Source organism: Mycolicibacter sp. MU0083 (assembly GCF_963378075.1).
Classification (GTDB): Bacteria; Actinomycetota; Actinomycetes; order Mycobacteriales; family Mycobacteriaceae; genus Mycobacterium; species Mycobacterium kokjensenii.
Map to the genome: position 1 here is coordinate 2,991,611 of NZ_OY726394.1, position 26,208 is coordinate 3,017,818.

The 26,208-nt window shown below is 68.1% G+C and carries 25 protein-coding genes; 12 read left to right on the top strand and 13 right to left on the bottom strand.

Annotated elements, in window-relative coordinates; all coding sequences use genetic code 11:
* Positions 1 to 25: 25 nt before the first annotated feature.
* The 8 genes from pstS to RCP38_RS14030 form a co-directional block, all read right to left on the bottom strand.
* The gene (pstS, locus tag RCP38_RS13995; RefSeq protein WP_308473534.1) at positions 26 to 1,144 is read right to left on the bottom strand and encodes a phosphate ABC transporter substrate-binding protein PstS; all 1,119 of its coding nucleotides are present in this window, start codon (positions 1,142 to 1,144) and stop codon (positions 26 to 28) included.
* Between the two features lie 72 nt (positions 1,145 to 1,216).
* Positions 1,217 to 2,371 (bottom strand): acetate kinase, encoded by a 1,155-nt coding sequence (locus tag RCP38_RS14000; protein WP_308473535.1) that lies wholly within the window; start codon positions 2,369 to 2,371, stop codon positions 1,217 to 1,219.
* Complete coding sequence (gene pta / locus RCP38_RS14005; RefSeq protein ID WP_308473536.1) at positions 2,368 to 4,467, bottom strand: phosphate acetyltransferase; 2,100 nt, start codon at positions 4,465 to 4,467, stop codon at positions 2,368 to 2,370. Before pta ends, RCP38_RS14000 begins: the two co-directional genes overlap by 4 nt.
* 4 nt (positions 4,468 to 4,471) lie before the next feature.
* The gene (locus RCP38_RS14010; RefSeq protein ID WP_308473537.1) at positions 4,472 to 5,599 is read right to left on the bottom strand and encodes an aminotransferase class V-fold PLP-dependent enzyme; all 1,128 of its coding nucleotides are present in this window, start codon (positions 5,597 to 5,599) and stop codon (positions 4,472 to 4,474) included.
* 42 nt (positions 5,600 to 5,641) lie between these two features.
* A complete protein-coding gene (locus tag RCP38_RS14015; protein ID WP_308473538.1) occupies positions 5,642 to 6,223 on the bottom strand; it encodes a maleylpyruvate isomerase family mycothiol-dependent enzyme in 582 nt (193 codons plus the stop codon).
* Between the two features lie 9 nt (positions 6,224 to 6,232).
* Positions 6,233 to 7,402, bottom strand: coding sequence for an acyl-CoA dehydrogenase (locus tag RCP38_RS14020; protein ID WP_308473539.1), 1,170 nt, complete (start codon positions 7,400 to 7,402; stop codon positions 6,233 to 6,235).
* Positions 7,403 to 7,416: 14 nt separating this feature from the next.
* Complete coding sequence (purE, locus tag RCP38_RS14025; protein ID WP_308473540.1) at positions 7,417 to 7,932, bottom strand: 5-(carboxyamino)imidazole ribonucleotide mutase; 516 nt, start codon at positions 7,930 to 7,932, stop codon at positions 7,417 to 7,419.
* A complete protein-coding gene (locus RCP38_RS14030; protein WP_308477305.1) occupies positions 7,925 to 9,100 on the bottom strand; it encodes a 5-(carboxyamino)imidazole ribonucleotide synthase in 1,176 nt (391 codons plus the stop codon). The genes purE and RCP38_RS14030 overlap by 8 nt, the downstream gene beginning before the upstream one ends.
* 156 nt (positions 9,101 to 9,256) lie before the next feature.
* On the opposite strand from RCP38_RS14030, the gene RCP38_RS14035 reads away from it, so the two are divergent.
* Entirely contained in the window at positions 9,257 to 9,904 is a 648-nt protein-coding gene (locus tag RCP38_RS14035) for a GtrA family protein (protein ID WP_308473541.1), read from the top strand.
* On the opposite strand, the gene RCP38_RS14040 is transcribed toward RCP38_RS14035, so the two are convergent.
* Both RCP38_RS14040 and RCP38_RS14045 read right to left on the bottom strand, forming a co-directional pair.
* Complete coding sequence (locus RCP38_RS14040; RefSeq protein ID WP_308473542.1) at positions 9,868 to 10,377, bottom strand: PH domain-containing protein; 510 nt, start codon at positions 10,375 to 10,377, stop codon at positions 9,868 to 9,870. The genes RCP38_RS14035 and RCP38_RS14040 overlap by 37 nt on opposite strands.
* Positions 10,378 to 10,385: 8 nt before the next feature.
* Positions 10,386 to 11,186 (bottom strand): biotin--[acetyl-CoA-carboxylase] ligase, encoded by an 801-nt coding sequence (locus RCP38_RS14045; RefSeq protein WP_308473543.1) that lies wholly within the window; start codon positions 11,184 to 11,186, stop codon positions 10,386 to 10,388.
* Positions 11,187 to 11,251: 65 nt separating this feature from the next.
* Here RCP38_RS14045 and RCP38_RS14050 point away from each other — a divergent pair, with 65 nt between their 5' ends.
* From RCP38_RS14050 to RCP38_RS14085, 8 genes are all read left to right on the top strand, one after another.
* On the top strand, positions 11,252 to 13,579 hold the full coding sequence (locus RCP38_RS14050) for an FdhF/YdeP family oxidoreductase (RefSeq protein ID WP_308473544.1): 2,328 nt from the start codon (positions 11,252 to 11,254) through the stop codon (positions 13,577 to 13,579).
* A gap of 80 nt (positions 13,580 to 13,659) precedes the next feature.
* A complete protein-coding gene (locus RCP38_RS14055) occupies positions 13,660 to 15,312 on the top strand; it encodes an acyl-CoA carboxylase subunit beta (RefSeq protein WP_308473545.1) in 1,653 nt (550 codons plus the stop codon).
* Positions 15,309 to 15,566: an acyl-CoA carboxylase subunit epsilon gene (locus RCP38_RS14060; protein WP_308473546.1), complete on the top strand. Its 258-nt coding sequence runs from the start codon at positions 15,309 to 15,311 to the stop codon at positions 15,564 to 15,566. The genes RCP38_RS14055 and RCP38_RS14060 overlap by 4 nt, the downstream gene beginning before the upstream one ends.
* A 7-nt stretch (positions 15,567 to 15,573) precedes the next feature.
* Complete coding sequence (locus RCP38_RS14065) at positions 15,574 to 16,215, top strand: Maf family protein (protein ID WP_308473547.1); 642 nt, start codon at positions 15,574 to 15,576, stop codon at positions 16,213 to 16,215.
* An 81-nt stretch (positions 16,216 to 16,296) separates the two neighbouring features.
* Positions 16,297 to 17,199 carry a sulfurtransferase gene (locus RCP38_RS14070; RefSeq protein WP_308473548.1) on the top strand — a complete coding sequence of 301 codons (903 nt, stop codon included), beginning with the start codon at positions 16,297 to 16,299 and terminating at the stop codon, positions 17,197 to 17,199.
* Complete coding sequence (locus RCP38_RS14075; protein ID WP_308473549.1) at positions 17,199 to 17,615, top strand: SufE family protein; 417 nt, start codon at positions 17,199 to 17,201, stop codon at positions 17,613 to 17,615. The genes RCP38_RS14070 and RCP38_RS14075 overlap by 1 nt, the downstream gene beginning before the upstream one ends.
* 93 nt (positions 17,616 to 17,708) lie before the next feature.
* A complete protein-coding gene (locus tag RCP38_RS14080; RefSeq protein ID WP_308473550.1) occupies positions 17,709 to 19,505 on the top strand; it encodes an acetyl-CoA carboxylase biotin carboxylase subunit in 1,797 nt (598 codons plus the stop codon).
* A gap of 5 nt (positions 19,506 to 19,510) precedes the next feature.
* Entirely contained in the window at positions 19,511 to 19,909 is a 399-nt protein-coding gene (locus tag RCP38_RS14085; protein ID WP_308477307.1) for a hypothetical protein, read from the top strand.
* Between the two features lie 226 nt (positions 19,910 to 20,135).
* On the opposite strand, the gene RCP38_RS14090 is transcribed toward RCP38_RS14085, so the two are convergent.
* Positions 20,136 to 21,122, bottom strand: a complete 987-nt coding sequence (locus tag RCP38_RS14090; RefSeq protein WP_308473551.1) for a TIGR03557 family F420-dependent LLM class oxidoreductase — start codon at positions 21,120 to 21,122, stop codon at positions 20,136 to 20,138.
* A 72-nt stretch (positions 21,123 to 21,194) separates the two neighbouring features.
* On the opposite strand from RCP38_RS14090, the gene RCP38_RS14095 reads away from it, so the two are divergent.
* Positions 21,195 to 22,196: an iron-containing redox enzyme family protein gene (locus RCP38_RS14095; protein ID WP_308473552.1), complete on the top strand. Its 1,002-nt coding sequence runs from the start codon at positions 21,195 to 21,197 to the stop codon at positions 22,194 to 22,196.
* 188 nt (positions 22,197 to 22,384) lie between these two features.
* Complete coding sequence (locus RCP38_RS14100) at positions 22,385 to 22,822, top strand: STAS domain-containing protein (protein WP_308473553.1); 438 nt, start codon at positions 22,385 to 22,387, stop codon at positions 22,820 to 22,822.
* 17 nt (positions 22,823 to 22,839) lie between these two features.
* Here RCP38_RS14100 and RCP38_RS14105 read toward each other — a convergent pair whose 3' ends face one another.
* Positions 22,840 to 24,951, bottom strand: a complete 2,112-nt coding sequence (locus RCP38_RS14105; RefSeq protein ID WP_308473554.1) for a catalase — start codon at positions 24,949 to 24,951, stop codon at positions 22,840 to 22,842.
* 100 nt (positions 24,952 to 25,051) lie between these two features.
* Between RCP38_RS14105 and RCP38_RS14110 the strand changes: the two genes are divergently transcribed.
* Positions 25,052 to 25,738, top strand: a complete 687-nt coding sequence (locus tag RCP38_RS14110) for an HAD family hydrolase (RefSeq protein ID WP_308473555.1) — start codon at positions 25,052 to 25,054, stop codon at positions 25,736 to 25,738.
* Between the two features lie 8 nt (positions 25,739 to 25,746).
* Here the strand turns inward: RCP38_RS14110 and RCP38_RS14115 are convergent, their stop codons facing one another.
* Complete coding sequence (locus RCP38_RS14115; RefSeq protein WP_308473556.1) at positions 25,747 to 26,160, bottom strand: ChaB family protein; 414 nt, start codon at positions 26,158 to 26,160, stop codon at positions 25,747 to 25,749.
* Positions 26,161 to 26,208 lie beyond the last annotated feature (48 nt).

Genomic DNA, 26,208 nt, shown 5'->3' on the forward strand with positions numbered 1-26,208 from the left:
TAACCGGCACGGACGCCGCAAACGCTCACGAGATGGCGTTCACCGCTGTCAGGAGCCTGGACTTGAACGACTCCGGCAGCGGAATGAAGCCGTACTGGTCCAGCCCGCCCTGACCGGGACCGACCGCGGCCTGCAGGAACGCCTTGACCGCATCACCGGTCGCGGCGTCGGGATATCGCGAGCAGACGATCTGATAGGTCGGCGACACGATCGGGTAGGCGCCGGGTACCGCCGGCCGATGGATCGAGGTCATGTCCAGCACCAGGTCGTTGCTCGGACCGCCCTCCGACAGGAATTTCGCGCCGTCGATGGTTTTGCCGACCGATTCCGCGGAGATCGCCACCGGCGCGGCTCCCGCCGAGGCGATGATCTGCGCCATCGGCAGACGTTTGCCGACCGCGAACGACCACTCGCTGTAGGTGATGGACCCGTCGGTGGCCTGCAATGCCGCCGCGGCGGCGTTGTTGCCGGTCGCGGCCTCGCCGACGCCACCGTTGAAGATGTCGCCGCCGCCGGCGTACCACGCGCCGTCGGACGCGACCTCGAGATATTTCTGGAAACCGGCGCTGCTCGACGCCCGGTCGCCCCGATACACCACATGAATCGGCAGTGCGGGCAGCGCGACCCCGGAGTTGAGCGCCTTGATCGCGGGGTTGTCCCAGCTGCCGATGGTGCCGTTGAAGATCTTTGCCAGCGTCGGGCCGTCCAGGGTCAGACTGTTCACCCCGCTGAGGTGGTAGGTCAGCGCGATCGGGTTGAACACCACCGGCAGGTCCCACGCCGGCGCATCGCAGCGCTCCGCCGCGCGTTCCGGTTGCGACCGGGTGGGGTCGAGCGCGGTGTCCGATCCGGCCAGGTCGATCTCACCGGTCAGGAAGTCGTCCACTCCGGCGGCCGAGCCGTTGGCGGTGTAGTCCAGCGCCTGGCCCGGGCAGGCCCGGGCGTAGGCGTACCCGAACTGGTCGATGGCCTTCGCCTGGGCGGACGATCCGGCGGCCCGCAACTGCTGCTTACCGGCGCAGTCCACCTCCACCGCGGGGTTCTCCGCCGACACCGCGTCTCCGACGCTGTCTGCGCAGGCCGAAACCGTCAGTGCGCCAACCGCGAGCAGCGTCGCCGTCCACGTCGCTCGGCCGAATTTCACAGGACAAAACCATACCGCCACCGTTCCCGGCCCCACCCGGCACTGCCGGTTCCGAATCGGTGGGTTCGGTGGTCACACGAACTGCCAGGCGGCGCGGGCGATGGCCAGTTCCTCATTGGTGGGCACCACCAGCACGGTGGTCGGTGAATCGTCGGGCGAGATGACGCGGGCGCCTTTTCCGGATCGGTTGCGCGCACGGTCTACCACGATCCCGAGGCCGTCCAGACCGGCCAGTGCGTCTTCCCGGACACTGGGCGCGTTCTCGCCCACCCCGGCGGTGAATGCGATGGCATCGACGCGGCCCAGCACCGCCAGGTAGGCACCGACGTATTTGCGGAGTCGGTGAACGTAGATGTCGTAGGCCAGGCCGGCGGCCTCCCCGGCCGCGCCCCCGGCATCGCGTTGCTCGAGCAACTCTCGGAAGTCGTTGACCCCGCACAGCCCCTTGAGTCCGGAGGACCGGTTGAGCAGTTCGTCGAGTTGGTCGATGTCGAGTCCGGCGGCACGGTTGAGGTGGAACAGCACGCCGGGATCGATGTCACCGCTACGGGTGCCCATGACCAGGCCTTCCAGCGGGGTCAGGCCCATCGACGTCTCGACCGCGACCCCGCCGCGGATCGCCGACGCCGAAGCCCCGTTGCCCAGGTGCAGGACGATGACGTTCAGCCCGCCCGGTTCCCGTCCGAGCAGGGTCGCCACCTCACCGGCCACGTATTCGTGGGACGTGCCGTGAAATCCATAGCGCCGGATGCCGTAGCGGGTCGCGACGTCGCGGTCGATGGCATACCCGGCGGCCGCCGGCGGCAGCGAGTGGAAGAACCCCGTATCGAAGACCGCCACGTGCGGAACATCCGGAAAGTCCTTGCGGGCTACCTCTATCCCGATCACGTTGGCCGGGTTGTGCAGGGGTGCCAACTCCGCCAGCCAGGCGATCTCCCGCACCACCTCGTCGGTGATCAGCGTCGGCGCGTGGAACAGTTCGCCGCCGTGCACCACCCGGTGCCCCACCGCGGCCACCGCGGCCAAATCGATCCCGGAATCCTCGAGTTGTCGGTGGATCAGGCGCAAGCCGGCGCCGTGGTCGGTCACCGGGCCGCCGGGCTCGCCGATCTGCTCCACCAGGCCGGACAGCACCGCCGTCCCGGCTGCCGGGTCGACCAGTTGGAACTTGATCGACGACGAGCCGGAGTTGAGCACCAGCACCAGCCCGGACGACGCGGCGGTCATCGCGGCACCTCCTGCGCCTGGATCGCGGTGATGGCCACCGTGTAGACGATGTCGTCGACCAGCGCACCCCGCGATAGGTCGTTGACGGGCTTGGCCAGCCCCTGCAGTACCGGACCGATCGCGATCGCTCCCGCGGTGCGCTGCACCGCCTTGTAGGTGTTGTTGCCGGTGTTGAGGTCCGGGAACACCAGCACCGTGGCCCGCCCGGCGACTGCAGAGTCCGGCCGCTTCGCCGCGGCCACCCCCTCGTCGACCGCGGCGTCGTACTGGATCGGCCCGTCGGCGAGCAGATCCGGTCGGCGTTCGTGCACCAATTGCGTTGCGGCACGAACCTTGTCGACGCCCGCCCCGGACCCGGATTCACCGGTGGAGTAGGACAGCAGCGCCACCCGCGGCTCGATGCCGAACGCCGCGGCGGTGGCCGCCGACGAGATCGCGATGTCGGCGAGCTGCTCGACGGTCGGGTCGGGCACCACCGCGCAGTCCCCGTAGGCCAGTACCCGGTCGGACAGGCACATCAGGAACACACTGGACACCGTGGACACCCCGGGCGCGGTGCGGATGATCTCGAACGCCGGCCGAATGGTGTGCGCCGTGGTGTGCGCGGCACCCGAGACCATGCCGTCGGCGATGCCCAGCTGCACCATCATGGTTCCGAAATAGGAGATGTCGCGCATGATCTCGCGGGCGCGCTCCTCCGTCATGCCCTTGTGGGCGCGCAGCCGGGTGTATTCGGCACCGAACCGATCTCGCAGTTCGCTGGACTCGGGATCGATCACCCGTGCGGCATCGAGGTCCACGCCCAGTTCCGCGCCCCGCCGGCGTACCGCGTTCTCCCGCCCCAACAACGTCAGGTCCACGATTCCGCGAGACAGTAATCGACCGGCCGCCAACAGGATCCGATCGTCACCCGCCTCGGGTAGGACGATGTGGCGACGGTTGGACCGGGCCCGCTCCAGCAGCCGGTATTCGAACATCTGCGGCGTGATGACGCTCGACGCGGGCACCCGTATCCGCTCGGCCAACTCGGCGCCGTCGACGTGGTTGGCCATCAACTCGAGCGCGGTGTCGATCTTGCGCAGCGCACCGACGGTGATCCGTGATCCGGTGTTCGACACCATCTCCGCGGTGTCGTAGGTGCGATGCGAGGTGGCGATCAGCGGCAGCGTCGGGCGTAGCCCCTTGACCAGCTTGTCGATCGCCGGGTGCGGTAGCAGACCGCCGTTGAGGATGATCCCGGCCAGCGACGGAAATCCCTGCGCCTCATGGGCGTTCACCAGTGCCAGCAGCACGTCGGAGCGGTCCGCCGGCACGATCACCACCTGGCCCTCGGTCAACCGGTCGAGGATGTTCTCCGCGGTCATCCCGCCGACCATCACGCCGAGCGCCTCCCGGCGCAGCAACTCCGGGTCGCCGCTGTAGACGGTGCCGTCGAGCGCCGCGCAGAGTTCGGCCATGGTCGGGGCCGACAGCAGCGCCGCCTCGGGAACCGCGAACGCCGGGATGCCGGCGGCGGCCGGGCTCGCCGAGATGCCCGCGATGATCTCGGCCAACCGGTCCGGGTCGCAGCGGTTGGCGATCACCGCGGCCGGATGGGCGTGTGCCGCGGCGACTTCGGCCAGACAGCGCGTGGTGATATCGGCGATCGCCTGCACGTCGCGATTGTGACCGTTGATCGCCAGTATCAGCGGCGCACCCAGGTTCACCGCGATCCGGGCGTTGAAACCCAGTTCGCTGGGGTTGACGACGTCGGTGTAGTCGCTGCCGACCACCAGGACCGTGTCGCACCGCCGGGCCATCTCGTGGAAGCGCGCGACGATCTCGCCCAGCGCGGCTTCCCGGTCGGTGTAGACCTGCTGATAGGTCACTCCGCGGCAGGCGGCATGATCGTCGATCGTCGCGGTGGCGTGCGCGAGCAGCAGTTCGAGTTGCTCGTCGGGCTCGTCGAGGGAGCGCACCACCGGGCGGAACACGCCGACCCGTGCCGAGGACGCGGCCAGCATGTGCAGCAAGCCCAGCGCCACCACGGTTTTGCCGCTGCCGCCTTCTGCTGCGGCCAGATAGATACTCGACGCGCCGGATTCGCTTTCGCCCATCGGCTCAGCCGATCTGGTCGATCGCGGCCCGCAGTCGCGCCACCGTTCCCTCGACGTCGGCGAGTTTGTCCAGCCCGAAGAGCCCCACCCGGAAGGTGCTGAAAGACGCCGGTTCGTCGCACTGCAGTGGCACGCCGGCCGCCGTCTGCAACCCGTGCGCCTTGAACTTCGCACCGGTGCGGATGTCGGGGTCGGTGGTGTAGCTGACCACCACGCCGGGTGCTTCGAATCTCGGTGCGGCCACACTGGGAAAGCCGCGCTCGGCCAACAGCGCACGCACCTTGCGCCCGAGGGCGAACTGCTGCTCGCGCACCTCGGCGAAGCCACGCCGGCGGGTCTCCGCCATGGCGTCGCGGAGTCGACCGATCACCCCGGTCGGCATGGTGGCGTGATAGGCGTGACCGCCGCCCTCGTAGGCCACCATGATGTCGCGCCACTTCTTCAGGTCCAGCGCGAAGCTGCTGCTGGTGGTGGCCTCCATCGCCTGCACCGCCCGATCGGAGAGACAGACCATGGCGCAGCCCGGCTCCGAACTCCAGTCCTTCTGCGGCGCGGTGACCAACACGTCCACCCCGAGGGCGGCCATGTCGATCCACACCACGCCGGAGGCGATGCAGTCCAGCACGAACAACCCACCCACGGCGGCCGTCGCCGCGCCGATGCGGGCCAGATAGTCGTCGGGCAGCAGGATTCCGCTGGCGGTCTCCACATGCGGTACGAACACCACCGCCGGCCGAATCCGCGCGATCGCCTGCTCGACCTCCTCGACGGGCGCGGGGATCCACGGCGCCTGATCGCCTTCACCGGTGCGACGCGCCTTGAGCACGGTGACGCGGTCGGTGATGCGACCGGCCTCCAGGATCTGACTCCACCGGTAGCTGAAGAAGCCGTTGCGGACGACCAGCGCTTCGGCGTCGTTGGCGAATTGGCGTGCGACCGCCTCCATCCCGCATGTGCCGTTGCCGGGCAGCACGATCGCCGCGTCGGCGCCGTACACCTCGCGCAGCATCTGCGAGACGTCGTTCATGACGTCCTGGAAGCGCACCGACATGTGGTTGAGCGCGCGGTCGGTGTAGACGACGGAGTATTCGAGCAAGCCGTCGGGGTCGACCTCGGGCAGAAGTCCTGGCATGAAGCCTCTCCTAGGTGGGACGGACGGTGCCGGCCGCCGATTTCACAGCTGCCGATCCCCGCTGATCTGGACGTCGGATACGTTTCTGCCGCCGAGCCACAGGCCCAGCGCTTCGGTCGTGCCGCGCACGACCTTGCCGCGGCCACGCGGCCGGGAGATCCCGTCGGTGGGCACCACGCGATAGCGCAACAACGTGGGTTGCAGCTTCTGCACGGTCAGGTTGACGCCTTCGGCGAGGATCGCGGCCGCTTCGGCCGGCGGGATCTCGCGGGTTCGGCCCAGCCCGCGCAACACGTCCTGGTGGTGCATGGCCACGTCGCCCAACAACAGGCCGGCCAGTCTCCGGTCGGGCACCTGCGCCCAACGTCGGCCCTCCGCGATGAGTTCCGCCCGCGGCCGGCGTCGTCCGGCCGCCACGATCTCGGCGTTGATCCGATGCAGGCGCCACGGCGCACGCAGGTAAGGGCCGATCCGCGAGGTGCCGATCAGATGCGCCAACACGTCGCGCGGTGACCAGCCCGCGCACAACGTGGTGCCGTCGTCGAACTCCTCATCGGTGAGCCCGTCGACGGTGTCGACGAACGCCTGCCGTGCGCTACGGACGGTGTCCAACCGGGATGTCATCGGGCCACGCTAGCCCAGCAGATGCCGGCTCATCACGACACGCTGAATCTGGTTGGTGCCCTCGTAGATCTGGGTGATCTTCGCGTCGCGCATCATCCGCTCCACCGGGAAGTCGGTGGTGTAGCCCGCGCCGCCGAACAGTTGCACCGCGTCGGTGGTGACTTCCATGGCCACATCGGAGGCGAAGCACTTGCTCGCCGCGGAGATGAAGCCCAGACCGGTCTCGCCGCGCTCGGCACGCGCGGCGGCCGAGTACACCATCAGCCGGGCGGCCTCGAGCTTCATCGCCATGTCGGCGATCATGAACTGCACGCCCTGGAAGGTGGCGATGTTCTTGCCGAACTGCTTGCGGTCCTTGGTGTATTCGATCGCCGCGTCGAGTGCGCCCTGCGCGATACCGACCGCCTGGGCGCCGATGGTGGGACGGGTGTGGTCCAGGGTGCGCAGCGCGGTCTTGAAGCCGGTCCCCGGTTCGCCGATGATCCGGTCGCCGGGGATGCGGCAGTTCTCGAAGTACAGCTCGGTGGTGGGCGAGCCCTTGATGCCGAGCTTGTGCTCCTTGGGCCCGATGGTGAAGCCCTCGTCGTCGATGTGGATCATGAAGGCGGAGATGCCGTTGGCGCCGCGGTCGGGATCGGTCACCGCCATCACGGTGTACCAGGTGGACTTGCCGCCGTTGGTGATCCAGCACTTGGACCCGTTGAGGATCCAGTCGTCGCCGTCGGCCTTGGCGCGGGTGCGCATGGCCGCGGCGTCACTGCCCGCTTCGCGCTCGCTCAACGCGTAGGACGCCATCACCTCGCCGGCGGCCAGCCCGGGCAGCACCTGGTGCTTGAGTTCCTCGGAACCGGACAGGATCAGGCCCATGGTGCCCAGCTTGTTCACCGCGGGGATCAGCGAGGACGACGCGCAGACCCGGGCGACCTCTTCGATCACGATGCAGGCCGCCACCGAGTCCGCACCCTGTCCGCCGTAGGCCTCGGGGACGTGGACGGCGTTGAAACCCGACGCGTTCAGTGCGGTCAGGGCTTCTTCGGGGAAGCGGGCCCGCTCGTCGACGTCCTTGGCGTGCGGGGCGATCTCCTTCTCGGCCAGAGCGCGGATCGCTGCGCGCAGTTCGTCGTGCTCCTCGGGGAGCTTGAACAGGTCAAACGACGGATCTCCGGCCCACCCAGCCATGACAGCCTCCTAAGCTACTCGCCGGTAACTTTACCTTGAAGCGCCGCGTCCTTCGCAAGCACGCTGTCGGCCATCTGGTCTTGAAAGGCCACCATTCGAGCCCGCAACGCCGCATCCGCCGAACCCAGAATACGCACCGCCAGCAAACCCGCATTTCTTGCGCCGCCGATGGAAACCGTGGCCACCGGCACCCCGGCGGGCATCTGCACGATCGACAGCAACGAATCCAACCCGTCCAGTCGGGCCAGCGGGACCGGTACCCCGATCACCGGCAGCGGTGTGGCCGATGCCACCATCCCGGGCAGGTGCGCGGCACCACCCGCGCCGGCGATGATGACCTCGATACCGCGGCCGGCGGCGTCGCGCGCGTAGTCGAACATCCGCTGCGGGGTGCGGTGCGCCGAGACCACGCCGACCTCGAAACGGACATCGAACTCGGCCAGGGCCAGGGCGGCCTCTTCCATCACCGACCAGTCACTGTCACTGCCCATGATGACGCCGACCCGGGGACCGGGCTTGTGCTCACTCATGCGGGTCCCATCCATCACTCCATTCCGCGTGCGACAACCAGTGTGCCGCGCTTTCGGCCCGCTCGCGCAGAGTCGCAGAATCCTGCGCGCCCACCCCGAGCAGATTGATGTGGCCGATCTTGCGGCCCGGTCGTTCGCCCTTGCCGTACAGGTGGACCCGGGCGTCGGGATAGCGGGCGAACAGGTGGTGCAGCCGTTCGTCCATGGTCATCGCCGGCGTCTCCGGGGCCCCGAGCACGTTGGCCATCACGGTCACCGGCGCCACCGGTGTGGTGGCCCCCAGCGGATAGTCCAGTACGGCTCGCAGGTGCTGTTCGAACTGGCTGGTCGCCGCGCCGTCCATGGTCCAGTGCCCGGAATTGTGCGGGCGCATCGCCAGCTCGTTGACCAGCAACCGGCCGTCGGTGGTCTCGAACAGCTCGACCGCGAGCACTCCGACCACGCCGAGCTCGTCGGCCAATCGCAGCGCCAGTTGCTGTGCGGCGGCGGCCGACTCGGCCGAGAGATCGGGGGCGGGCGCGATCACCGTCACGCAGATCCCGTCCTGCTGCACGGTCTCGACCACCGGCCACGCCGCGCCCTGCCCGAACGGCGAGCGGGCGACCAGCGCCGAGAGTTCCCGGCGCATCGCGACGCGTTCTTCGGCGAGAACCGGAGCCCCGGCGGCCAGGTACTCCGCGACCGCGGCGCGGGCCTGGTCGATGTCGTCGACGAGGGAGACGCCGCGCCCGTCGTATCCGCCGCGGGCGGCCTTGACCACCATCGGGCCGCCGGTGAGCGCCGCGAACCCGTCGAGGTCCTGCTCGGTCTCGATGGCCGCGAATCGTGGAATCGGGGCGCCCAGTTCGGCCAGTTTGCGGCGCATCACCAGCTTGTCCTGGGCGTGCTGCAGTGCCGCGGGCGGCGGGGCGACGTTGACGCCCTCGGCGACCAGCTGGTCGAGCAGGTCGCCGGGAACGTGTTCGTGGTCGAAGGTGAGCACGGTGGCCCCGGCGGCGGCGGCGCGCAGGTCATCGAGATCGGTGTGCGAACCGATCACCACGTCCGGGGTGACCTGGGCCGCCGGCTCATCGGCCGCGGTGGCCAAGACCCGCAGTCGCTGACCCAGCGCGATCGCGGCCTGATGGGTCATCCTCGCCAGCTGACCGCCGCCCACCATGGCGACCAGGGGGTACCGCCCGCTTGCGGGAGACGGGCTACGTCCACCTGCGGGCGGTGTCGTGGTTGGGGGTTTCGGCACGCGCCATATGGTGTCATGCGGCCCGCGGTAACCGTTATCCAGTCATTAGGCACAGATCCGGCCGAGTCCGTACACTGGCAACTTGTGTCTTTTACCGACGCCACCATCGCCCGCCTGCCGCGGGTGATCCGTCCGCTGGCCGAGCGCCATCACGAGTTGATCAAGTTCGCCATCGTCGGCGCAACCACCTTCGTGATCGACTCGGCGCTGTTCTACACGCTCAAGCTGACGATCCTGGCGCCCAAGCCCGTCACCGCCAAGGTCATCTCCGGGATCGTCGCGGTGATCGCGTCCTACATCCTCAACCGGGAGTGGAGCTTCAAGGACCGCGGCGGCCGGGAACGACACCACGAAGCACTGCTGTTCTTCGGCGTCAGCGGCGTCGGGGTGGTGTTGTCCATGGCCCCGTTGTGGTTCTCCAGCTATGTCCTGCAGTTGCGGGCACCGATGGTGTCGTTGACCCTGGAGAACATCTCCGACTTCGTCTCGGCCTACATCATCGGCAACCTGCTGCAGATGGCGTTCCGGTTCTGGGCGTTTCGGCGCTGGGTCTTTCCCGACGAGTTCGCGCGCAGCACCGACGCCGCACTCGACGCGACGATCGAGACGGGTGCACTGGCCGAGGCGCTGGAGGATTCCCGGGAAAACCACCCGGACAGCGGGGTGGTGACGCTGTTCCGGCGTCCGCCCCGGCGTCAGCCGCCGACCGACGGGTTGTCGAAGACTTCGTGATACAGCAGCGTGTGGACCTGTTCCACGCGCGGGACGTCGTAGAACTCCAACGGTTCCTGTGACGCCGATTCGATGATCAGCGTGCCGGTCCGCAGCATCCGGTCGATGAACCCGTGCACGAACTCGACGCTGTTGATCCGGCTCAGCGCGATGTCGAGGCCGCTGCGGGTCAGCAGACCGTGCCGGAACATCACCCGCCGGTCGGTGACCACGAAGTGCGTCGTCAACCACCCCAGGAACGGCCAGAGCGTCAGCCACCCCACCACCACGGCCCAGATCGCCCAGACCACCCCGAAGACCACGTTCTTGGCGGTGGGATCCCAGGCCCGGGGATTGACGATCCCGCAGGCGAAGGCCGCGCACGCGGTCGCGGAGAACAGCACCAGCACCGGGACGATCAATCGCTTGACGTGCGGGTGCCGATGCACCACCACCTGTTCGTCGTCGGCGAGCACGCTCTCCGGGTATGCCACGGGACGTCCTACCCGGTGGGCCGCAGCCGGGTCACGTCGCCGGCCGAGACGGTGACCGGCCCGTCACCGGTGGCGATGACCAGCCGGCCCATCTCGTCGATGGACTCCGCATGGCCCTCCACCCGCCGGTCACCGGGGATCTCGGCCCGCACCTGCACACCCAGGGTGCAACTGTGTCGCCGGTAGTCGGCCACCAGTGCGGCGTCGGCCCCGCCCGCGGCACGCCAGGCCGAGACCCGCTGCGCCAGGTTCCGAAGCACCGTCTCCGCCCAGACGTTTCGGTCGAGCACCGCGGCGCCGAGCATCGCCAGTGACACCGCCGCCGGATCCGGGGCCTGTTCGGCGGTCATGGTCACGTTCAGGCCGAGTCCGACCACGATCTGCTGTTTGGGGGCGGCGACCTCGGCCAGGATGCCCGCCAGCTTCCCATCGTCGACGATGACGTCGTTGGGCCATTTCAGGCCGACCCGCAGACCCGACACCTCGGCGATCGCGTCCGCCACGGCGACGCCGGTGGCCAGGGTCAGCCAGCCCCATCCCGAGGTCGGTACGTCATCGGCCGCGATTCCCACCGACAGCGAAAGCTGGCTGCGCGCCGGGGCCTCCCAGCGCCGCCCGTGCCGGCCGCGCCCCGCCGTCTGGTGCTCGGCCAACAGCACCGCCCCGTCGATGTCCTCGCCGGCTGCGGCGCGCGCCAACAGATCGGCGTTGGTGGATCCGGTTTCGGCGACCACATCTACTGCGCGCCAGCCGTGCGGACCGATCAGTCGGGCGCGAAGCCCGGCCACGTCGAGCGCGGGGGTGTCCATGATCGCCAGCTTACGGGCGGTACGGGCTTCCGAAGAGCCACCACACGATCTAGGTTGGCATCATCATGGCCCGATTCCGCGCTACCGGTAAAGACGTCGCCTGCGACTACGACGAGCACGACGTGACCGTCGTGCCGCCCAAAGCCGAAGCGGCGGGCGTCCGCGCGGTGTGGGTATCGCTGCAACGCAGCCTGGCCCAGATGGGCCTGCTGCGGACCGGTGCCGCGTGGGCCCGGCTGAACCAGCGGCACGGCTTCGACTGCCCCGGCTGTGCCTGGCCCGAGGAGCAGGGCGGCCGCAAAATCGCGGAGTTCTGCGAGAACGGCGCGAAAGCCGTCGCCGAGGAGGCGACCAGTCGCGTCATCGGCCCCGAGTTCTTCGCCCGGCACTCGGTCACCGAACTGTCGGGCAAACCGGAGTACTGGTTGTCACAGCAGGGCCGGCTGACCCACCCGATGGTGCTGCGGCCCGGCGACGACCACTACCGCCCGATCGACTGGGACGACGCCTATCGGCTGATCGCCGATGAACTCCGGTCGCTGGGCAGTCCCGACGAGGCGGTGTTCTACACCTCCGGGCGCACCAGTAACGAGGCCGCGTTCGCCTATCAGTTGATGGTGCGCAGCTTCGGCACCAACAACCTGCCCGACTGCAGCAACATGTGCCACGAGTCGTCGGGTACCGCACTGACCGAATCGATCGGGATCGGCAAGGGCTCGGTGACCGTCGAGGACATCGAGCACGCGGATCTGATCCTGATCGCCGGCCAGAATCCGGGCACCAACCACCCGCGCATGCTGTCGGTGTTGGAGAAGGCCAAGGCCAACGGGGCACGGGTGGTGGCGATCAACCCGCTCCCCGAAGCCGGGTTGATCCGTTTCAAGGATCCGCAGAAGCTGCACGGTGTGGTGGGCCGCGGTGTGTCGATCGCCGACGAGTTCGTGCAGATCCGCTTGGGCGGCGACATGGCGTTGTTCGCCGGGCTGGGCCGGTTGCTGTTGGAGGCCGAGGACCGCGATCCGGGCACCGTGGTGGACCGTGCCTTCATCGAGGCGCACTGCGCCGGGTTCGACGAGTACCAGCGGCGAACGCGCGCAGTCGATTTCGACGTCGTGTCGGCCGCGACCGGGATCGAGCACGCCCAATTGGTGCGTGTCGCGGAGTTGTTGCGGACCTCGCAGCGCACGGTGCTGTGTTGGGCCATGGGCCTGACCCAGCACAGTCATGCGGTCGCCACCATCGGCGAGGCCACCAATGTGCTGCTGCTGCGCGGCATGATCGGCAAACCGGGTGCGGGCGTGTGCCCGGTGCGGGGGCACTCCAACGTGCAGGGCGACCGCACGATGGGGATCTACGAGAAGATGCCCGAGTCCTTCCTGTCGGCACTGGATCGCCGGTTCGGCATCGAGACCCCGCGGGAACACGGGTATGACACGGTCGCCGCGATCCGGGCGATGCGTGACGGCCGGGTCCGGATGTTCATGGCGATGGGCGGCAACTTCGCCTCGGCGACACCGGACACCGAGGTCACCGAGGCCGCGTTGCGCCGTTGTGCGCTGACGGTGCAGGTGTCGACCAAACTGAACCGCAGCCATGTCGTCCACGGCACCACCGCACTGATTCTTCCGGCCTTGGGGCGCACCGATCGCGACATTCGAAATGGCCGCAAAGAGGTTGTGTCGGTTGAGGATTCGATGTCCATGGTGCATCTGTCTCGGGGCCGCCTGCAGCCGCCGAGCGATATGGTGCGCAGCGAAGTGCAGATCGTCTGCGACGTGGCGCGCCGCACGCTCGGTCCCGATCACCCGGTGCCGTGGGAACGGTTCTCCGACGACTACGACAGCATTCGGGATGCGATCGCCGACGTGGTTCCCGGCTGCGCCGATTACAACGTCCGGGTCCGCCGGCCCGACGGCTTCCTACTTCCCCACCCGCCGCGGGATTCCCGTGAGTTCCCCACCCACACCGGCCGGGCCAACTTCGCCGTCAATCCGCTGGAATGGGTACCGACGCCACCCGGTCGCCTGGTGCTGCAGACGCTGCGCAGCCACGACCAGTACAACACCACGATCTACGGACTCGACGACCGCTACCGCGGCATCAAGGGCGGCCGTCGGGTGGTGTTCGTCAACCCCACCGACATCGAGGCGCTGGGCCTGCGCGACGGCGACCGCGTCGACCTGGTGTCGGAGTGGCGCGGCGAGGACGGCGAACTGCAGGAGCGGTACGCCAAGGATTTCCTGGTGGTGGCGTATTCCACCCCGGTCGGCAACGCGGCGGCCTACTACCCGGAGACCAATCCGCTGGTACCGCTGGACCACACCGCGGCCAGGTCGAACACGCCGGTGTCGAAGGCCGTGGTGATCCGGTTGGAGCCGGCGGCGCGCAGGTAGCGGCGCCCTACCGGCGAGTAGGTTTCCGGTAGCCGGGTCCGGTCGGGCGATCGAACGGCCCGCGATTAAGATCGTTTCTTATGACCAGTGTTACTGAGCACCCCGGTGAGTCAGCCGTAGAGGCGCAAGCCGACCATGTCGTCGACATCCACACCACCGCGGGCAAGCTCGCCGACCTGAAGCGTCGGGCCGAGGAAACCCTGCACCCGGTCGGCGAGGCCGCCGTGGAGAAGGTGCATGCCAAGGGCAAGCTGACCGCTCGGGAACGGGTCTACGCGCTGCTCGACGAGGGTTCGTTCGTCGAACTCGACGCACTGGCCAAGCACCGCAGCACCAACTTCGGCCTGGCCGACAAGCGTCCGCTGGGCGACGGTGTGGTGACCGGCTACGGCACCATCGACGGCCGCGAGGTCTGCATCTTCAGCCAGGACGCCACCGTGTTCGGCGGCAGCCTCGGCGAGGTCTACGGCGAGAAGATCGTCAAGGTTCAGGAACTGGCCATGAAGACCGGCCGGCCGCTGATCGGGATCAACGACGGCGCCGGTGCCCGCATCCAGGAGGGCGTGGTCTCGCTGGGCCTGTACAGCAAGATCTTCCACAACAACATCCTGGCCTCCGGGGTGATCCCGCAGATCTCGCTGATCATGGGTGCCGCCGCCGGCGGGCACGTCTACTCCCCCGCGCTTACCGACTTCATCGTGATGGTCGACCAGACCTCCCAGATGTTCATCACCGGCCCGGACGTGATCAAGACCGTCACCGGCGAGGAGGTCACCCAGGAGGAACTGGGCGGGGCGCATACCCACATGGGCAAGTCCGGCACCGCGCACTACGTCGCCTCCGGTGAGCAGGACGCGCTGGACTACGTCCGCGACCTGCTGAGTTACCTGCCCCCCAACAACTACGCCGACCCGCCGCACTTCCCGGTGGCCGCGCCCGAGGGTTCCATCGAGGACAATCTCACGCCCGAGGACCTCGAACTCGACACGCTGATCCCGGACTCGCCGAACCAGCCCTACGACATGCACGAGGTCATCACCCGGATCCTCGACGACGACGAGTTCCTGGAAGTGCAGGCCGGCTACGCCCAGAACATCATCGTCGGCTTCGGCCGGATCGAGGGCCGCACCGTCGGGATCGTGGCCAACCAGCCGACCCAGTTCGCCGGTTGCCTGGACATCAACGCCTCGGAGAAGGCCGCCCGGTTCATCCGGACCTGCGACTGCTTCAACATCCCGATCGTGCTGCTGGTCGACGTGCCCGGCTTCCTGCCCGGCACCGAGCAGGAGTACAACGGCATCATCCGGCGCGGCGCCAAGCTGCTCTACGCCTACGGTGAGGCCACCGTCGCCAAGATCACCGTGATCACCCGTAAGGCCTACGGCGGCGCGTACTGCGTGATGGGCTCCAAGGAGATGGGCGCCGACGTCAACGTGGCGTGGCCGACCGCCCAGATCGCGGTGATGGGCGCCTCCGGCGCGGTCGGGTTCGTCTACCGTTCCCAGCTCAACGAGGCCGCGAAGAACGGCGACGACGTCGACGCGCTGCGCCTGCAGCTGCAGCAGGAGTACGAGGACACCCTGGTGAACCCGTACGTGGCCGCCGAGCGGGGCTACGTCGACGCGGTGATCCCGCCGTCGCACACCCGCGGCTACATCGCGACATCGCTGCGACTGCTGGAACGCAAGATCGTCCAGCCGCTGCCCAAGAAGCACGGGAACATCCCCCTGTGAGCGACGAGAACGAGGCAACCACGGCCGAGACGACTCCGACCATCGCCGAGCCGCACATCAAGGTGCTGCGCGGCAACCCCACCGACGCCGAGATCGCGGCGCTGGTCGCGGTGCTGGGCACCGCGGGCGGCGGCGCGGCCGAGACCGGCTCCGGGGACCGCAACATGTGGGGCCATCCGGTCGACAAACTGCGGATTCCGTTGTTCAGCTGGCAGCGGATCACCCTGCTGGAGCGCACCCACATGCGCCGGTGAGGCGCCGGTGACGAGACTGGTTCTCGGCTCGGCGTCCTCGGGCCGGTTGGCCGTGCTGCGCGGCGCCGGACTCGACCCGTTGGTGGTGGTCTCCGGCGTCGACGAGGACGCGCTGATGGCCGGCCTGCCCGCCACGGCGGGCCCCGACGAGGTGACCGGCGCGCTGGCCGCCGCCAAAGCGCAACAGGTGGCGACCGTGCTGCCATCGCCGGTGGCCGCCGATTGCATTGTGATCGGCTGCGATTCGATGCTCTATATCGGCGGGGAACTGCAGGGCAAGCCGGCCAGCGTCGACGAGGCCCGCGCCCGCTGGCGCGCGATGGCCGGTGATTCCGGTCGGCTACACACCGGCCACAGCCTGATCCGGTTGCGCGATAACCAGATCACTCACCAGGTCACCGAAAACGTGGTCACCACAGTACGTTTCGGCGATCCCACCGAGGACGACCTGGAGGCCTACCTGGCCAGCGGCGAGCCCCTGCGGGTGGCCGGCGGGTTCACCCTCGACGGTTTGGGCGGCTGGTTCGTCGACGGGGTGGACGGCGATCCGTCCAGTGTCATCGGGATCAGCCTGCCGCTGCTGCGCCGGCTGCTGCGTTCGGCCGGGCTGTCCGTCGCGGCCCTGTGGGCGGCCAACCCCGTGCACTGACGCCGGGCCCGCACCGCCCGCCGACACCGGGATCCACGACGGGGAGTGGCACAGTCGGTATCTCCCGGTACGCTCGGCATCGTGCCAGTGCCAGCCGATTCCAGCCCCGCCCTGCAGTCCTATGCCCACCCCGAACGGTTGGTCACGGCCGACTGGCTCGCGGGCAATCTGGGGGCCGCCGGTCTCGTCGTCGTCGAATCCGATGAGGACGTTCTGCTCTACGACATCGGCCATATCCCGACCGCGGTGAAGATCGACTGGGTCACCGACCTCAACGACGCCCCGGTCCGCGACTACATCAGCGGTGAGCAGTTCGCGGACCTGATGAACCGCAAGGGCATCTCCCGCGACGACACCGTGGTGATCTACGGCGACAAGTCCAACTGGTGGGCGGCCTACGCGCTGTGGGTGTTCACCCTGTTCGGCCACCCCGACGTGCGACTGCTCGACGGCGGGCGTGACCTGTGGGTGTCCTCGGGCCGTGAGACGACCCTGGAGGTGCCGTCGAAGACCACGAGCGGCTACCCGGTCGTCGAACGCCACGACGCCCCCATCCGGGCCTACAAGGACGACGTGCTGGCCAGCATCGGCCGAGTACCGCTGATCGACGTCCGGTCTCCCCAGGAGTACACCGGCGAGCGCACCCACATGCCGGAGTACCCGGAAGAGGGTGTGCTGCGCGGCGGCCACATCCCCACCGCGGTATCGGTGCCCTGGAGCAAGGCCGCCGACGACGCCGGCCGGTTCCGCAAGCGCGAGGAACTGGAACAGCTCTACGGCTTCCTCAAGCCCGACGACGCACCGATCGCCTACTGCCGCATCGGGGAACGATCCAGCCACACCTGGTTCGTCCTGACCCACCTGCTCGGCATGGACGGCGTCCGCAACTACGACGGCTCCTGGACAGAGTGGGGCAACACCGTGCGGGTGCCCATCGTCGCGGGTTCGGAACCGGGCCAACTCCCCGCGACCCCGGCCGGCTGATGAGCCTGCCGGAGGGGCTGGCGCAGGTGGTCGCCGACTTCGCCGAGGTCGAGGGCCAGGACAAGCTCAGGCTGTTGCTGGAGTTCGCCGACGAACTGCCCGAACTGCCCGACGAGCTGACCGAGTCGGCCATGGAACCGGTGCCGGAGTGCCAGTCGCCGCTGTTCCTGCACGTCGATGCCGCCGACCCGCAGCAAGTGCGGTTGTATTTCAGCGCCCCGCCGGAGGCACCCACGACGCGCGGTTTCGCCTCGATCTGGGCCGTCGGCCTGGACGGCCAACCCGCCGAGGTCATCTTGGCGGTGCCGGAGGATTTCGCGTCGCGACTGGGCCTGGCCGAGCTGATCAGCCCACTGCGGCTACGCGGGATGTCGGCCATGTTGACCCGGATCAAGCGGCATTTACGCGCCGCGTAAGGGGCACCTGGAACAGGTTCGGCGGTGGCGCTTTACACTGCTGTGCAGCTAGGTTCTTAAAGACATTTCTTAGATATGCCATCAGGAGGGCAAGTGGCGAACCATGCCAGCTCGAAGATCTCCAAGGTGCTCGTCGCCAACCGCGGGGAGATCGCAGTCCGGGTGATCCGCGCCGCGCGCGACGCCGGATTGGCCAGCGTGGCCGTGTACGCCGAACCCGACGCCGACGCTCCGCACGTGCGGCTCGCCGACGAGGCATTCGCGCTGGGCGGCCAGACCTCGGCCGAGTCCTACCTGGTGTTCGAGAAGATCCTCGACGCCGCGGCCCAGTCCGGCGCCAACGCCATCCACCCCGGCTACGGCTTCCTCTCCGAGAACGCCGACTTCGCCCAGGCGGTGATCGACGCCGGACTGATCTGGATCGGGCCGAGCCCGCAGTCGATCCGCGACCTCGGCGACAAGGTCACCGCACGGCACATCGCCGCCCGCGCCGACGCTCCCCTGGTGCCCGGTACCCCGGACCCGGTCAAGGACGCCGACGAGGTGGTGGCGTTCGCCAAGGAGCACGGTGTCCCGGTCGCGATCAAGGCCGCCTTCGGCGGTGGCGGTCGCGGCATGAAGGTGGCGCGCACCATCGAGGAGATCCCCGAGCTGTTCGAGTCGGCCACCCGTGAGGCGATCGCGGCCTTCGGTCGCGGCGAGTGCTTCGTGGAGCGCTACCTGGACAAGCCCCGCCACGTCGAGGCCCAGGTCATCGCCGACCAGCACGGCAACGTCGTCGTCGCGGGCACCCGCGACTGCTCGCTGCAGCGCCGCTTCCAGAAGCTGGTCGAAGAGGCCCCGGCGCCCTTCCTCACCGACGCGCAGCGCACCGAGATCCACGAGTCCGCCAAGCGGATCTGCAAGGAGGCCGGTTACTACGGCGCCGGCACCGTGGAGTACCTGGTCGGCCAGGACGGCCTGATCAGCTTCCTGGAGGTCAACACCCGTCTGCAGGTGGAACACCCGGTCACCGAGGAGACCTCGGGCATCGACCTGGTCCGTCAGCAGTTCCGGATCGCCAACGGCGAGGCCCTCGACATCACCGAGGACCCGACGCCCCGCGGGCACTCCTTCGAGTTCCGCATCAACGGTGAGGACGCCGGCCGCGGCTTCCTGCCCGCCCCCGGCCCGGTCACCCGCTTCGACCCGCCGACCGGCCCGGGCGTCCGGATGGACTCCGGTGTGGAGACCGGTTCGGTGATCGGCGGCCAGTTCGACTCGATGCTGGCCAAGCTGATCGTCACCGGCGCCAACCGCACCGAGGCGCTCGAGCGTGCCCGCCGGGCCCTCGACGAGTTCACCGTCGAGGGACTGGCCACGGTCATCCCGTTCCACCGGGCCGTGGTGTCCGACCCCGCCTTCATCGGCGACGAGAACGGCTTCACCGTCCACACCCGCTGGATCGAGACCGAGTTCGACAACACCATCGAGCCGTTCACCGGTGGCGAGCCGCTCGATGAAGAGGACGCCGCGCCGCGGCAGAAGGTGGTCGTCGAGGTCGGTGGACGCCGTCTCGAGGTGTCGCTGCCGGGCGACCTGGCGATCGGCGGCGCCGGTGGCGGCGGCGCCGCAGGTGCCATCCGCAAGAAGCCCAAGGCCCGCAAGCGTGGCGCCCACGGCGGCGCGGCGGCGTCCGGTGACGCGGTCACCGCGCCCATGCAGGGCACCGTGGTCAAGGTGGCCGTCGAGGAGGGCCAGGAGGTCGCCGCGGGTGACCTGGTCGTCGTCCTGGAGGCCATGAAGATGGAGAACCCGGTCACCGCCCACAAGGACGGTGTCATCACCGGCCTGTCGGCCGAGGCCGGCTCGGCCATCACGCAGGGCACCGTGCTCTGCGAGATCAAGTAGCCGACATTCAGCCTGTCGAGATCAACGCCGGCCCGTGGTATCTGCGGATACCACGGGCCGACGATCGTATGGACGACCGGGTGACTCTGGCCGATCTCGGCGAGACCGACCCGGGCTACGTCGCCGCGGCCGAGTCGGGGTGGGCGGAGGACACCTGCTACCGCTGGGCGGTCTGTGAGCCGACCACCGGTGAATTGCTGGCCGAGGTCACGTTGGATCCCCGCGACGGCCGGGTCGGCACCCGCCATCGCGCCGGCCACCGCGACGCGGCCGAGACCGGGGCCCAGGCGGTGTCCCGGTTCGCCGCCGCCGCGTTAGGTCTGGCTCCGATGCGCACCGGCGTGGTCGGTGGTCCGGCGTCGCCCGACGAAGACCCAGGCCACCCCGCCGATCGCCAGGATTAGCACCGCGATCCCCCACCCCAGGGTCCATGCGGCGTTGTGCTGCACGACGGCGCTGAGGAAGCCCACCAGGGCCAGCGCGGCCATCATGAGCATGAGCAGGCCCGGGAACTCGCGGCGGTCTTTGAACACCAGCCCGGCTCGCGGTCGAGTCGTACGACGCCGGTCGATCCCCTCGTCACTGTCACTCATGGGGTGCGCGTACCCGCGGCCGCGGATGGCCAAACCCTTACCCGTCGGCGCGCAGCGCGCTCAGCAGCGGTTCCGCGGCTTCTGCGAGGAAGGCGTCCTGGGTCTCACCGCCGACCTGGATCAGCGCGATATCGGTGAACCCGGCGTCGCGGTAGCGGTTCACCGCGGCCAGGATGGGCTCCGGGTCCGGTCCGCACGGAATACCCTCGGCGACGTCGCTCGGCCGCACGTAACGGGTGGCGGCTGCGAACGCCGCGGGGGTGGGTAGTTCGGAGTTCACCGCCCAGCCACCGCCGAACCAGCGGAACTGCCGGTGGGCGCGTGCCACGGCCGTCTCCCGGTCGGGGTCCCAGCACACCGGTAGTTGACCGATGACTCTGCCATCGCCGGGCAGGCCGGCCGCGGTCCGGGCCGCATGCCAATGCGCGACCAGGTCGGCATCGGGTTGCACGGCGATCAGGTGATCGGCGGCGGCGGCGAAGCGCTCCACGCCGTTGGGGCCGGACATGGCGACGGCAAGCGCCACCGGGACCTCCGGAAGATCCCACAGTCGCGCCTGCGCGACCTGGAAGTAGTCGCCTTCGTGATCGACCGTCTCGCCCGTCAACAGCTCGCGAATGATCTTGATCGCCTCGGCGAGCATGCCTTGCCGGTGTCGCACGTTCGGCCAGCCCGCGCCGGTGACGATGTGTTCGTTGAGGTTCTCACCGCTTCCCAGTCCCAGGGTGAACCGCCCCTCGGCGAGGATCTGCACGGTGGCCGCCTGCTGGGCCACCACCGCTGGGTGGTAACGCATGCTCGGGCAGGTCACGAAGCTGTACAAACCCAGCCGCTCGGTCGCATGGGCCACCGCCCCCAGCAGGGCCCAGGCGTTGGGAGCGTGCCCTTGCGAGGCCAGCCACGGGGAGAAGTGATCACTGCACACCGCGAAGTCGAAGCCGTGTTCTTCGGCCGCCACGGCGTACTCCACCAACTCCGCGGGCCCGTTCTGCTCGGTCATCAGGGTGTAGCCGATGCGCGTCATGTGGCCGGAGTACCCAACCGCCGGTTCGCGAAACGAGATGGCCGTTTGACCGGGTGCCGCCGCAGGGTATCCGTGAGTGTGCCCGTTACCACGATCGAACCTCGGCTACCGCTTGCCTGCGGCGCCCTGTCGGAACGAGTCATCGAGGTACTGCAGGGTCCGGCGGGATCGAGCGGCGCGCTGGGGCCGGTTCCCGCCGAGCCCTACGGCCGCGACCTGCAGCTGACCCTGTACCTCTGTTACGAGTTGCACTACCGCGGATTCTCCGGTGTGGATCCGGACTGGGAATGGGACGCCACATTGTTGGAGTTGCGGGCGCAGCTGGAGCACGCCTTCCTCGACGGTGTCCGTGCTGACGTGGGACCGATACCGCCGGACGCCACGGTGTACGACGAAATGGATTCTGCAGCAACGGAGCCCGCACACGGAAACGGGATCACCTGGTATCTACGTGACCGCGGCAGCTGGGAACAGGTCCAGGAATACTTCGTGCACCGCTCGCTGTATCACCTCAAGGAAGGCGACCCGCATGCCTGGGTCATCCCGCGGCTGACCGGGCAGGCCAAAGCATCGTTCGTGGCGATCGAGTTCGACGAGTACGGCGCCGGGCGCGGGCAGCGGCTACACCAGCGGCTCTTCGCCGATCTGCTGGCTGCCGCTGGGCTGGATCCCCGCTATCTGGCCTATCTCGACGCGGTCCCCGCCGAGGCATTGGCCGTGGTCAACCTGATGTCCCTGTTCGGCTTGCATCGCCGCTGGCGGGCGGCGGCGATCGGCCATTTCGCCGCTACCGAGATCACCTCCCCGCCCGGGTCGGCCCGCGTGGTCGCCGCCCTGCGGCGACTGGCCGCCCCCGAGCCGTGCGTGGCGTTCTACGCCGAGCACGTCGAGGCCGATGCGGTGCACGAGCAGGTGGTGCGCCGAGACGTGGTGGCTGATCTGGTCGACTGTTATCCCGATTTGGAGCGCGACGTGATGTTCGGGATGCGCGCATTCGATGCTGTGGAGAGCCGTCTCGCGAATCTCCTGACAACCACCTGGTCAGCGGGCCAATCGACATTACTGACGCTGTGACACTTAAGGTTTCGCTGGGTTTTACAGAAATTGTCGACGTTTCCTTTGCCAATCAAGATCCGGTTCGGTAACGTCTGGATTCTCCGGTTGAGCTCACAGCCGCAGCGGAACGTCACCGAGTCAGTGTTGACCGGGAGATTTCGCTGACGTCATCCAACAGCACGATTCGTCGCCTGATGGAGCCGAACATGACTAGCAGCAAGATTACCGAGATCGCCTTCACCGCCCCCGCCAGCGAAGCCACCCAGGTGTGGCGCAGTCACACCGCCACCTTCATGGCGCATTGGGGCCGATCGGGCGCTGTGTTGTCCGCCCACGGCGAGATCGACGCCGCCAACGCCGGCCGATTCGCCGACTGCGCAAAGCACTCCGCCGGCAGCGGCGAATGGTTGGTTCTGGACTTGTCCGAACTGACCTTCATTGGGACCGAGGGCTTTTCAGCGCTCAAATCGATCAGCGCCCAGTGTGCACGGACGCGGACCGACCTGATGGTGGTCCCGAGTCCGGCGGTGCGAACCCTGTTGCGGATCTGCGATCCGCATGCTCAGCTGCCGCTGGCGGCATCGCTCTCGTCCGCATTGGCCGAGGTGCAGCGGTCCGGGCGACCGCTGCGCCTCGTGCCCTGACGATTCCGAAGGTGGCCTCAGGCGGGCACCGTGTCGGCATTGCGTGCCCAGACGCGGTGCCCGGCCAGTTCGGCGGCGAAGGCGTCGAAGAAGTCCTCGTTCAAGTCTTCGGCAGCCGCCGACGTCGTCACCACCCCGGTTGAGACGGTGACCGTACCGTCGTCGGCGAGTCGGTCGGGGATCCCGGCCTCGGGCAGCAGTCCCAGCCCCGCCCCGAAGGCCCCGATCACCTTGAGGTGTTTGTAGGCCTCGGTGACGAAGTGCATCGCATAGCCGTCGCCGGTCAGCGTGTGGACGGCGTCCGGACCGCACGGCACGATCACCGCGTCGTAGAGCACCGATGCCACGGTCGTCACGGCCCGATCGACGCCGAGCGTCCCGCCGGAGCCGCCGACGAGTTCACCGCCGGCGATCGGCGCCAGCACTTCGGCGACGGCACCGCGGTCGCGCATCGCAGCAACGAACCGCTCGACACCCACCACGTCGACGCCGTCGGCGGCCAACACCGCGATCTTGCGGGTCTCGATCCCCGGACTCGTGTCGATCTGGTTCAGCTGCGAGAGCGCCGGGGACACCCCCGTCTCATCGAGGGGCTGCTCGTCGGGCGCGATGAGCCCCAGTTGCTCGGCAACATCGCGTGCCAGGCCGTGATCGATCAGGTTGAGTTGCTCGACCACCCGCTGCCGGATCTCGACGGTTTCACATTTCCCCAGTTCAAAAGCATAGGCAGCGACGATATGCTTGGCTTCGACTTCGGTCATGCTCTGGTAGAACATCCGCGCCTGGCTGTAATGGTTCTCGAAGCCGGCCGCACGCTTGCGGATCTTCCCGCCGTCCACCTGTTGGGTGTAGTGCCGGAACACCTCCGAATCCGCCACGGCCGGGCATCCGCCGCCCAGGGAATTCTTGTGGTAGCTGGTCTTGCCGACCGGAATCGCCTGCTGTCCATAGCCGTCGTGCTGATTGGTGCGCACCGGAGCCACCGGCCGATTGATCGGCAGCTGGGCGAAGTTCGGGCCACCGAGTCGGATCAGCTGGGTGTCCAGGTAGGAGAAGTTGCGGAGCTGCAGCAGCGGATCATTGGTGAAGTCGATTCCCGGCACCACATTGGCGGTACAGAACGCCACCTGTTCGGTTTCGGCGAAGAAGTTCTCCGGGTTTCGGTTCAGCACCATCGAACCCACCGGGCGAATCGGAACCCGTTCTTCGGGAATGAGTTTCGTCGCATCGAGGAGATCGAAATCGAATTCCGTCTCGTCGGACTCGGGCACCAGCTGGACCCCGAGTTCCCATTCCGGGAAGTGACCGGACTCGATGGCGTCCCACAGATCGCGGCGATTGAAGTCGGGGTCTTTGCCTGCCACCTTCTGGCATTCGTCCCAGATCAGCGAATGCACGCCGAGCTTCGGCTTCCAGTGGAACTTCACGAAGGTGCCGTCGCCGGCGGCGTTGACGAAACGGAAGGTGTGCACTCCGAATCCGGACATCATCCGATAGCTGCGGGGCAATGCGCGGTCCGACATCAGCCACATGATGGCGTGCAGTGTCTCCGGTTGCAGCGCCACAAAGTCCCACAGTGTGTCGTGGGCGGATTGCGCCTGCGGAATCTCGTTGTCCGGCTCGGGTTTCACCGCATGCACGAAGTCGGGGAACTTGATCCCGTCCTGAATGAAGAACACCGGGAAGTTGTTGCCGACCAGGTCGTAGTTGCCCTGGTCGGTGTAGAACTTCGTAGCGAATCCGCGGACGTCGCGCACCGTGTCCGCAGACCCGCGTGAGCCCGCAACCGTGGAGAACCTCACGAAGACCGGAGTCTTGGTGCCCGGCGTAGTCAGAAAGCGTGCGGCGGTGTACTCCGCAAGCCAGTCGTCGTACGGCTCGAAATACCCGTAGGCACCCGCACCGCGCGCATGCACAACCCGCTCGGGGATTCGCTCATGGTCGAAGTGCGTGAGCTTCTCGCGGGCGTGGAAGTCCTCCAACAGTGTCGGGCCACGCTCACCTACCGTCAGCGCATCGTCGGTGTGGTCGACACGGATCCCCTGCTGGGTCGTCAGATAGCCCGACTGCCGGTCGAACCGGTGCTCGTCGAGTTGTCGCTGCTTGGCATCACGGTCGTCGGTAGCCACCGGTTGTCCTCTCCTTGTGAATTGGGAACTCGTTCATACGGGTATCCCGGTCGGGACATCGGCAAACGACCGCGACAGTCGCAGTCGAGGAAGGGGAATCGTGAGCTCCCAAGCAGCGGTGTTGTTCGACGTCGACGGCACGCTGGTCGACTCCAACTACGTACACGTGCACTCCTGGCGTTGTGCCTTCGCCGAACTGGATATCCCGGTCGACTCGTGGCGCATCCATCGAGCCATCGGGATGGACGGGTCCGAGTTGGTGCGCCTGCTCTCCGACGACGCACCCGACGACGTCCGTCGGCGCCTCAAGGAGTTGCATTCGCGCTACTACCTGCGCTCCGCTGCGCTGCTGTCGCCGCTGCCGGGAGCCCGCCGGTTGTTGGAGCGGGTGAGTGCCCTGGGACTCCCGGTGGTGTTGGCGACGTCCGCGCCCGACGCGGAGTTGGCGGTGCTGCGCGACGTGCTCGACTGCGACGATCTGGTCACCGCGGTCACATCGTCGGCCGACGTCGAGGTCGCCAAGCCGAATCCGGACATCATCGGTATTGCGCTGGACCGCGTCGGGGCGTCGGCCCGTCGTGCGGTCTTCGTCGGCGACGCGGTCTGGGACGCCCGGGCAGCGGTGCGCGCCGGCGTCGACTGTGTCTGCGTGCTCAGCGGCGGGGTACCTCGGGAAGAATTGGAAACAGCCGGGGCGACCGCTGTTTTCGACGATGCCGAAGATCTATTGGCCAACCTGGCTGCGACGCCGATCGCGGCATTGGCCGACGAGCAACGGCTTGGGTGACATCGGTTTCAACGGCCACGGACGCGGCGGTTGTGCTTCTTGATGGCGTTGATCAGTTCGGCTTTCCGCATCGTCGAGCGCCCATGAATGTCGAGACGACGGGCCACGTCCAGCAGATGCTTCTTGCTGGCGTTGGCATCGACGCCCTCGGCGGACGGCCGGTTGTTGTCGATTCCCCCGGCCTCGGCCCGCTGGTCGGAGGGGCCGCGCTTCTTCTTCGGTTCCCAGTGGTCTCCGACCTTCTCAAAACTGTGCTTGAGCGCCGCGTATGCCACCCGGTGCGCGCGCTGCTCACTGCCGTACTCCTGCACGGCGGCGTCGTGCGCCTTGGCGAAGGTGCGTTGGGCCTTCGCGCCGGAACGCTGCAAGGTGCTGGGCAACTCCCCGCGCTTGACGGTGCCGCTCTTCGTCGTCTTGGGCATGAGACCTCCGATCCGTGACTGCCTTTTCCGGTGGGTTACCCATTGCGG

What these genes read in the sequence shown, in the direction of transcription:
- RCP38_RS14000 (WP_308473535.1), bottom strand. Translation starts at nt 2,371, where the DNA reads ATGACCGCCGCGTCGTCCGGGCTGGTGCTGGTGCTCAACTCCGGCTCG.
- purE (WP_308473540.1), bottom strand. Translation starts at nt 7,932, where the DNA reads ATGAGTGAGCACAAGCCCGGTCCCCGGGTCGGCGTCATCATGGGCAGT.
- RCP38_RS14015 (WP_308473538.1), bottom strand. Translation starts at nt 6,223, where the DNA reads ATGACATCCCGGTTGGACACCGTCCGTAGCGCACGGCAGGCGTTCGTC.
- pta (WP_308473536.1), bottom strand. Translation starts at nt 4,467, where the DNA reads ATGGGCGAAAGCGAATCCGGCGCGTCGAGTATCTATCTGGCCGCAGCA.
- RCP38_RS14100 (WP_308473553.1), top strand. Translation starts at nt 22,385, where the DNA reads ATGACTAGCAGCAAGATTACCGAGATCGCCTTCACCGCCCCCGCCAGC.
- RCP38_RS14115 (WP_308473556.1), bottom strand. Translation starts at nt 26,160, where the DNA reads ATGCCCAAGACGACGAAGAGCGGCACCGTCAAGCGCGGGGAGTTGCCC.
- RCP38_RS14055 (WP_308473545.1), top strand. Translation starts at nt 13,660, where the DNA reads ATGACCAGTGTTACTGAGCACCCCGGTGAGTCAGCCGTAGAGGCGCAA.
- RCP38_RS14050 (WP_308473544.1), top strand. Translation starts at nt 11,252, where the DNA reads ATGGCCCGATTCCGCGCTACCGGTAAAGACGTCGCCTGCGACTACGAC.
- RCP38_RS14020 (WP_308473539.1), bottom strand. Translation starts at nt 7,402, where the DNA reads ATGGCTGGGTGGGCCGGAGATCCGTCGTTTGACCTGTTCAAGCTCCCC.
- RCP38_RS14045 (WP_308473543.1), bottom strand. Translation starts at nt 11,186, where the DNA reads ATGGACACCCCCGCGCTCGACGTGGCCGGGCTTCGCGCCCGACTGATC.
- RCP38_RS14090 (WP_308473551.1), bottom strand. Translation starts at nt 21,122, where the DNA reads ATGACGCGCATCGGCTACACCCTGATGACCGAGCAGAACGGGCCCGCG.
- RCP38_RS14010 (WP_308473537.1), bottom strand. Translation starts at nt 5,599, where the DNA reads ATGCCAGGACTTCTGCCCGAGGTCGACCCCGACGGCTTGCTCGAATAC.
- RCP38_RS14075 (WP_308473549.1), top strand. Translation starts at nt 17,199, where the DNA reads ATGAGCCTGCCGGAGGGGCTGGCGCAGGTGGTCGCCGACTTCGCCGAG.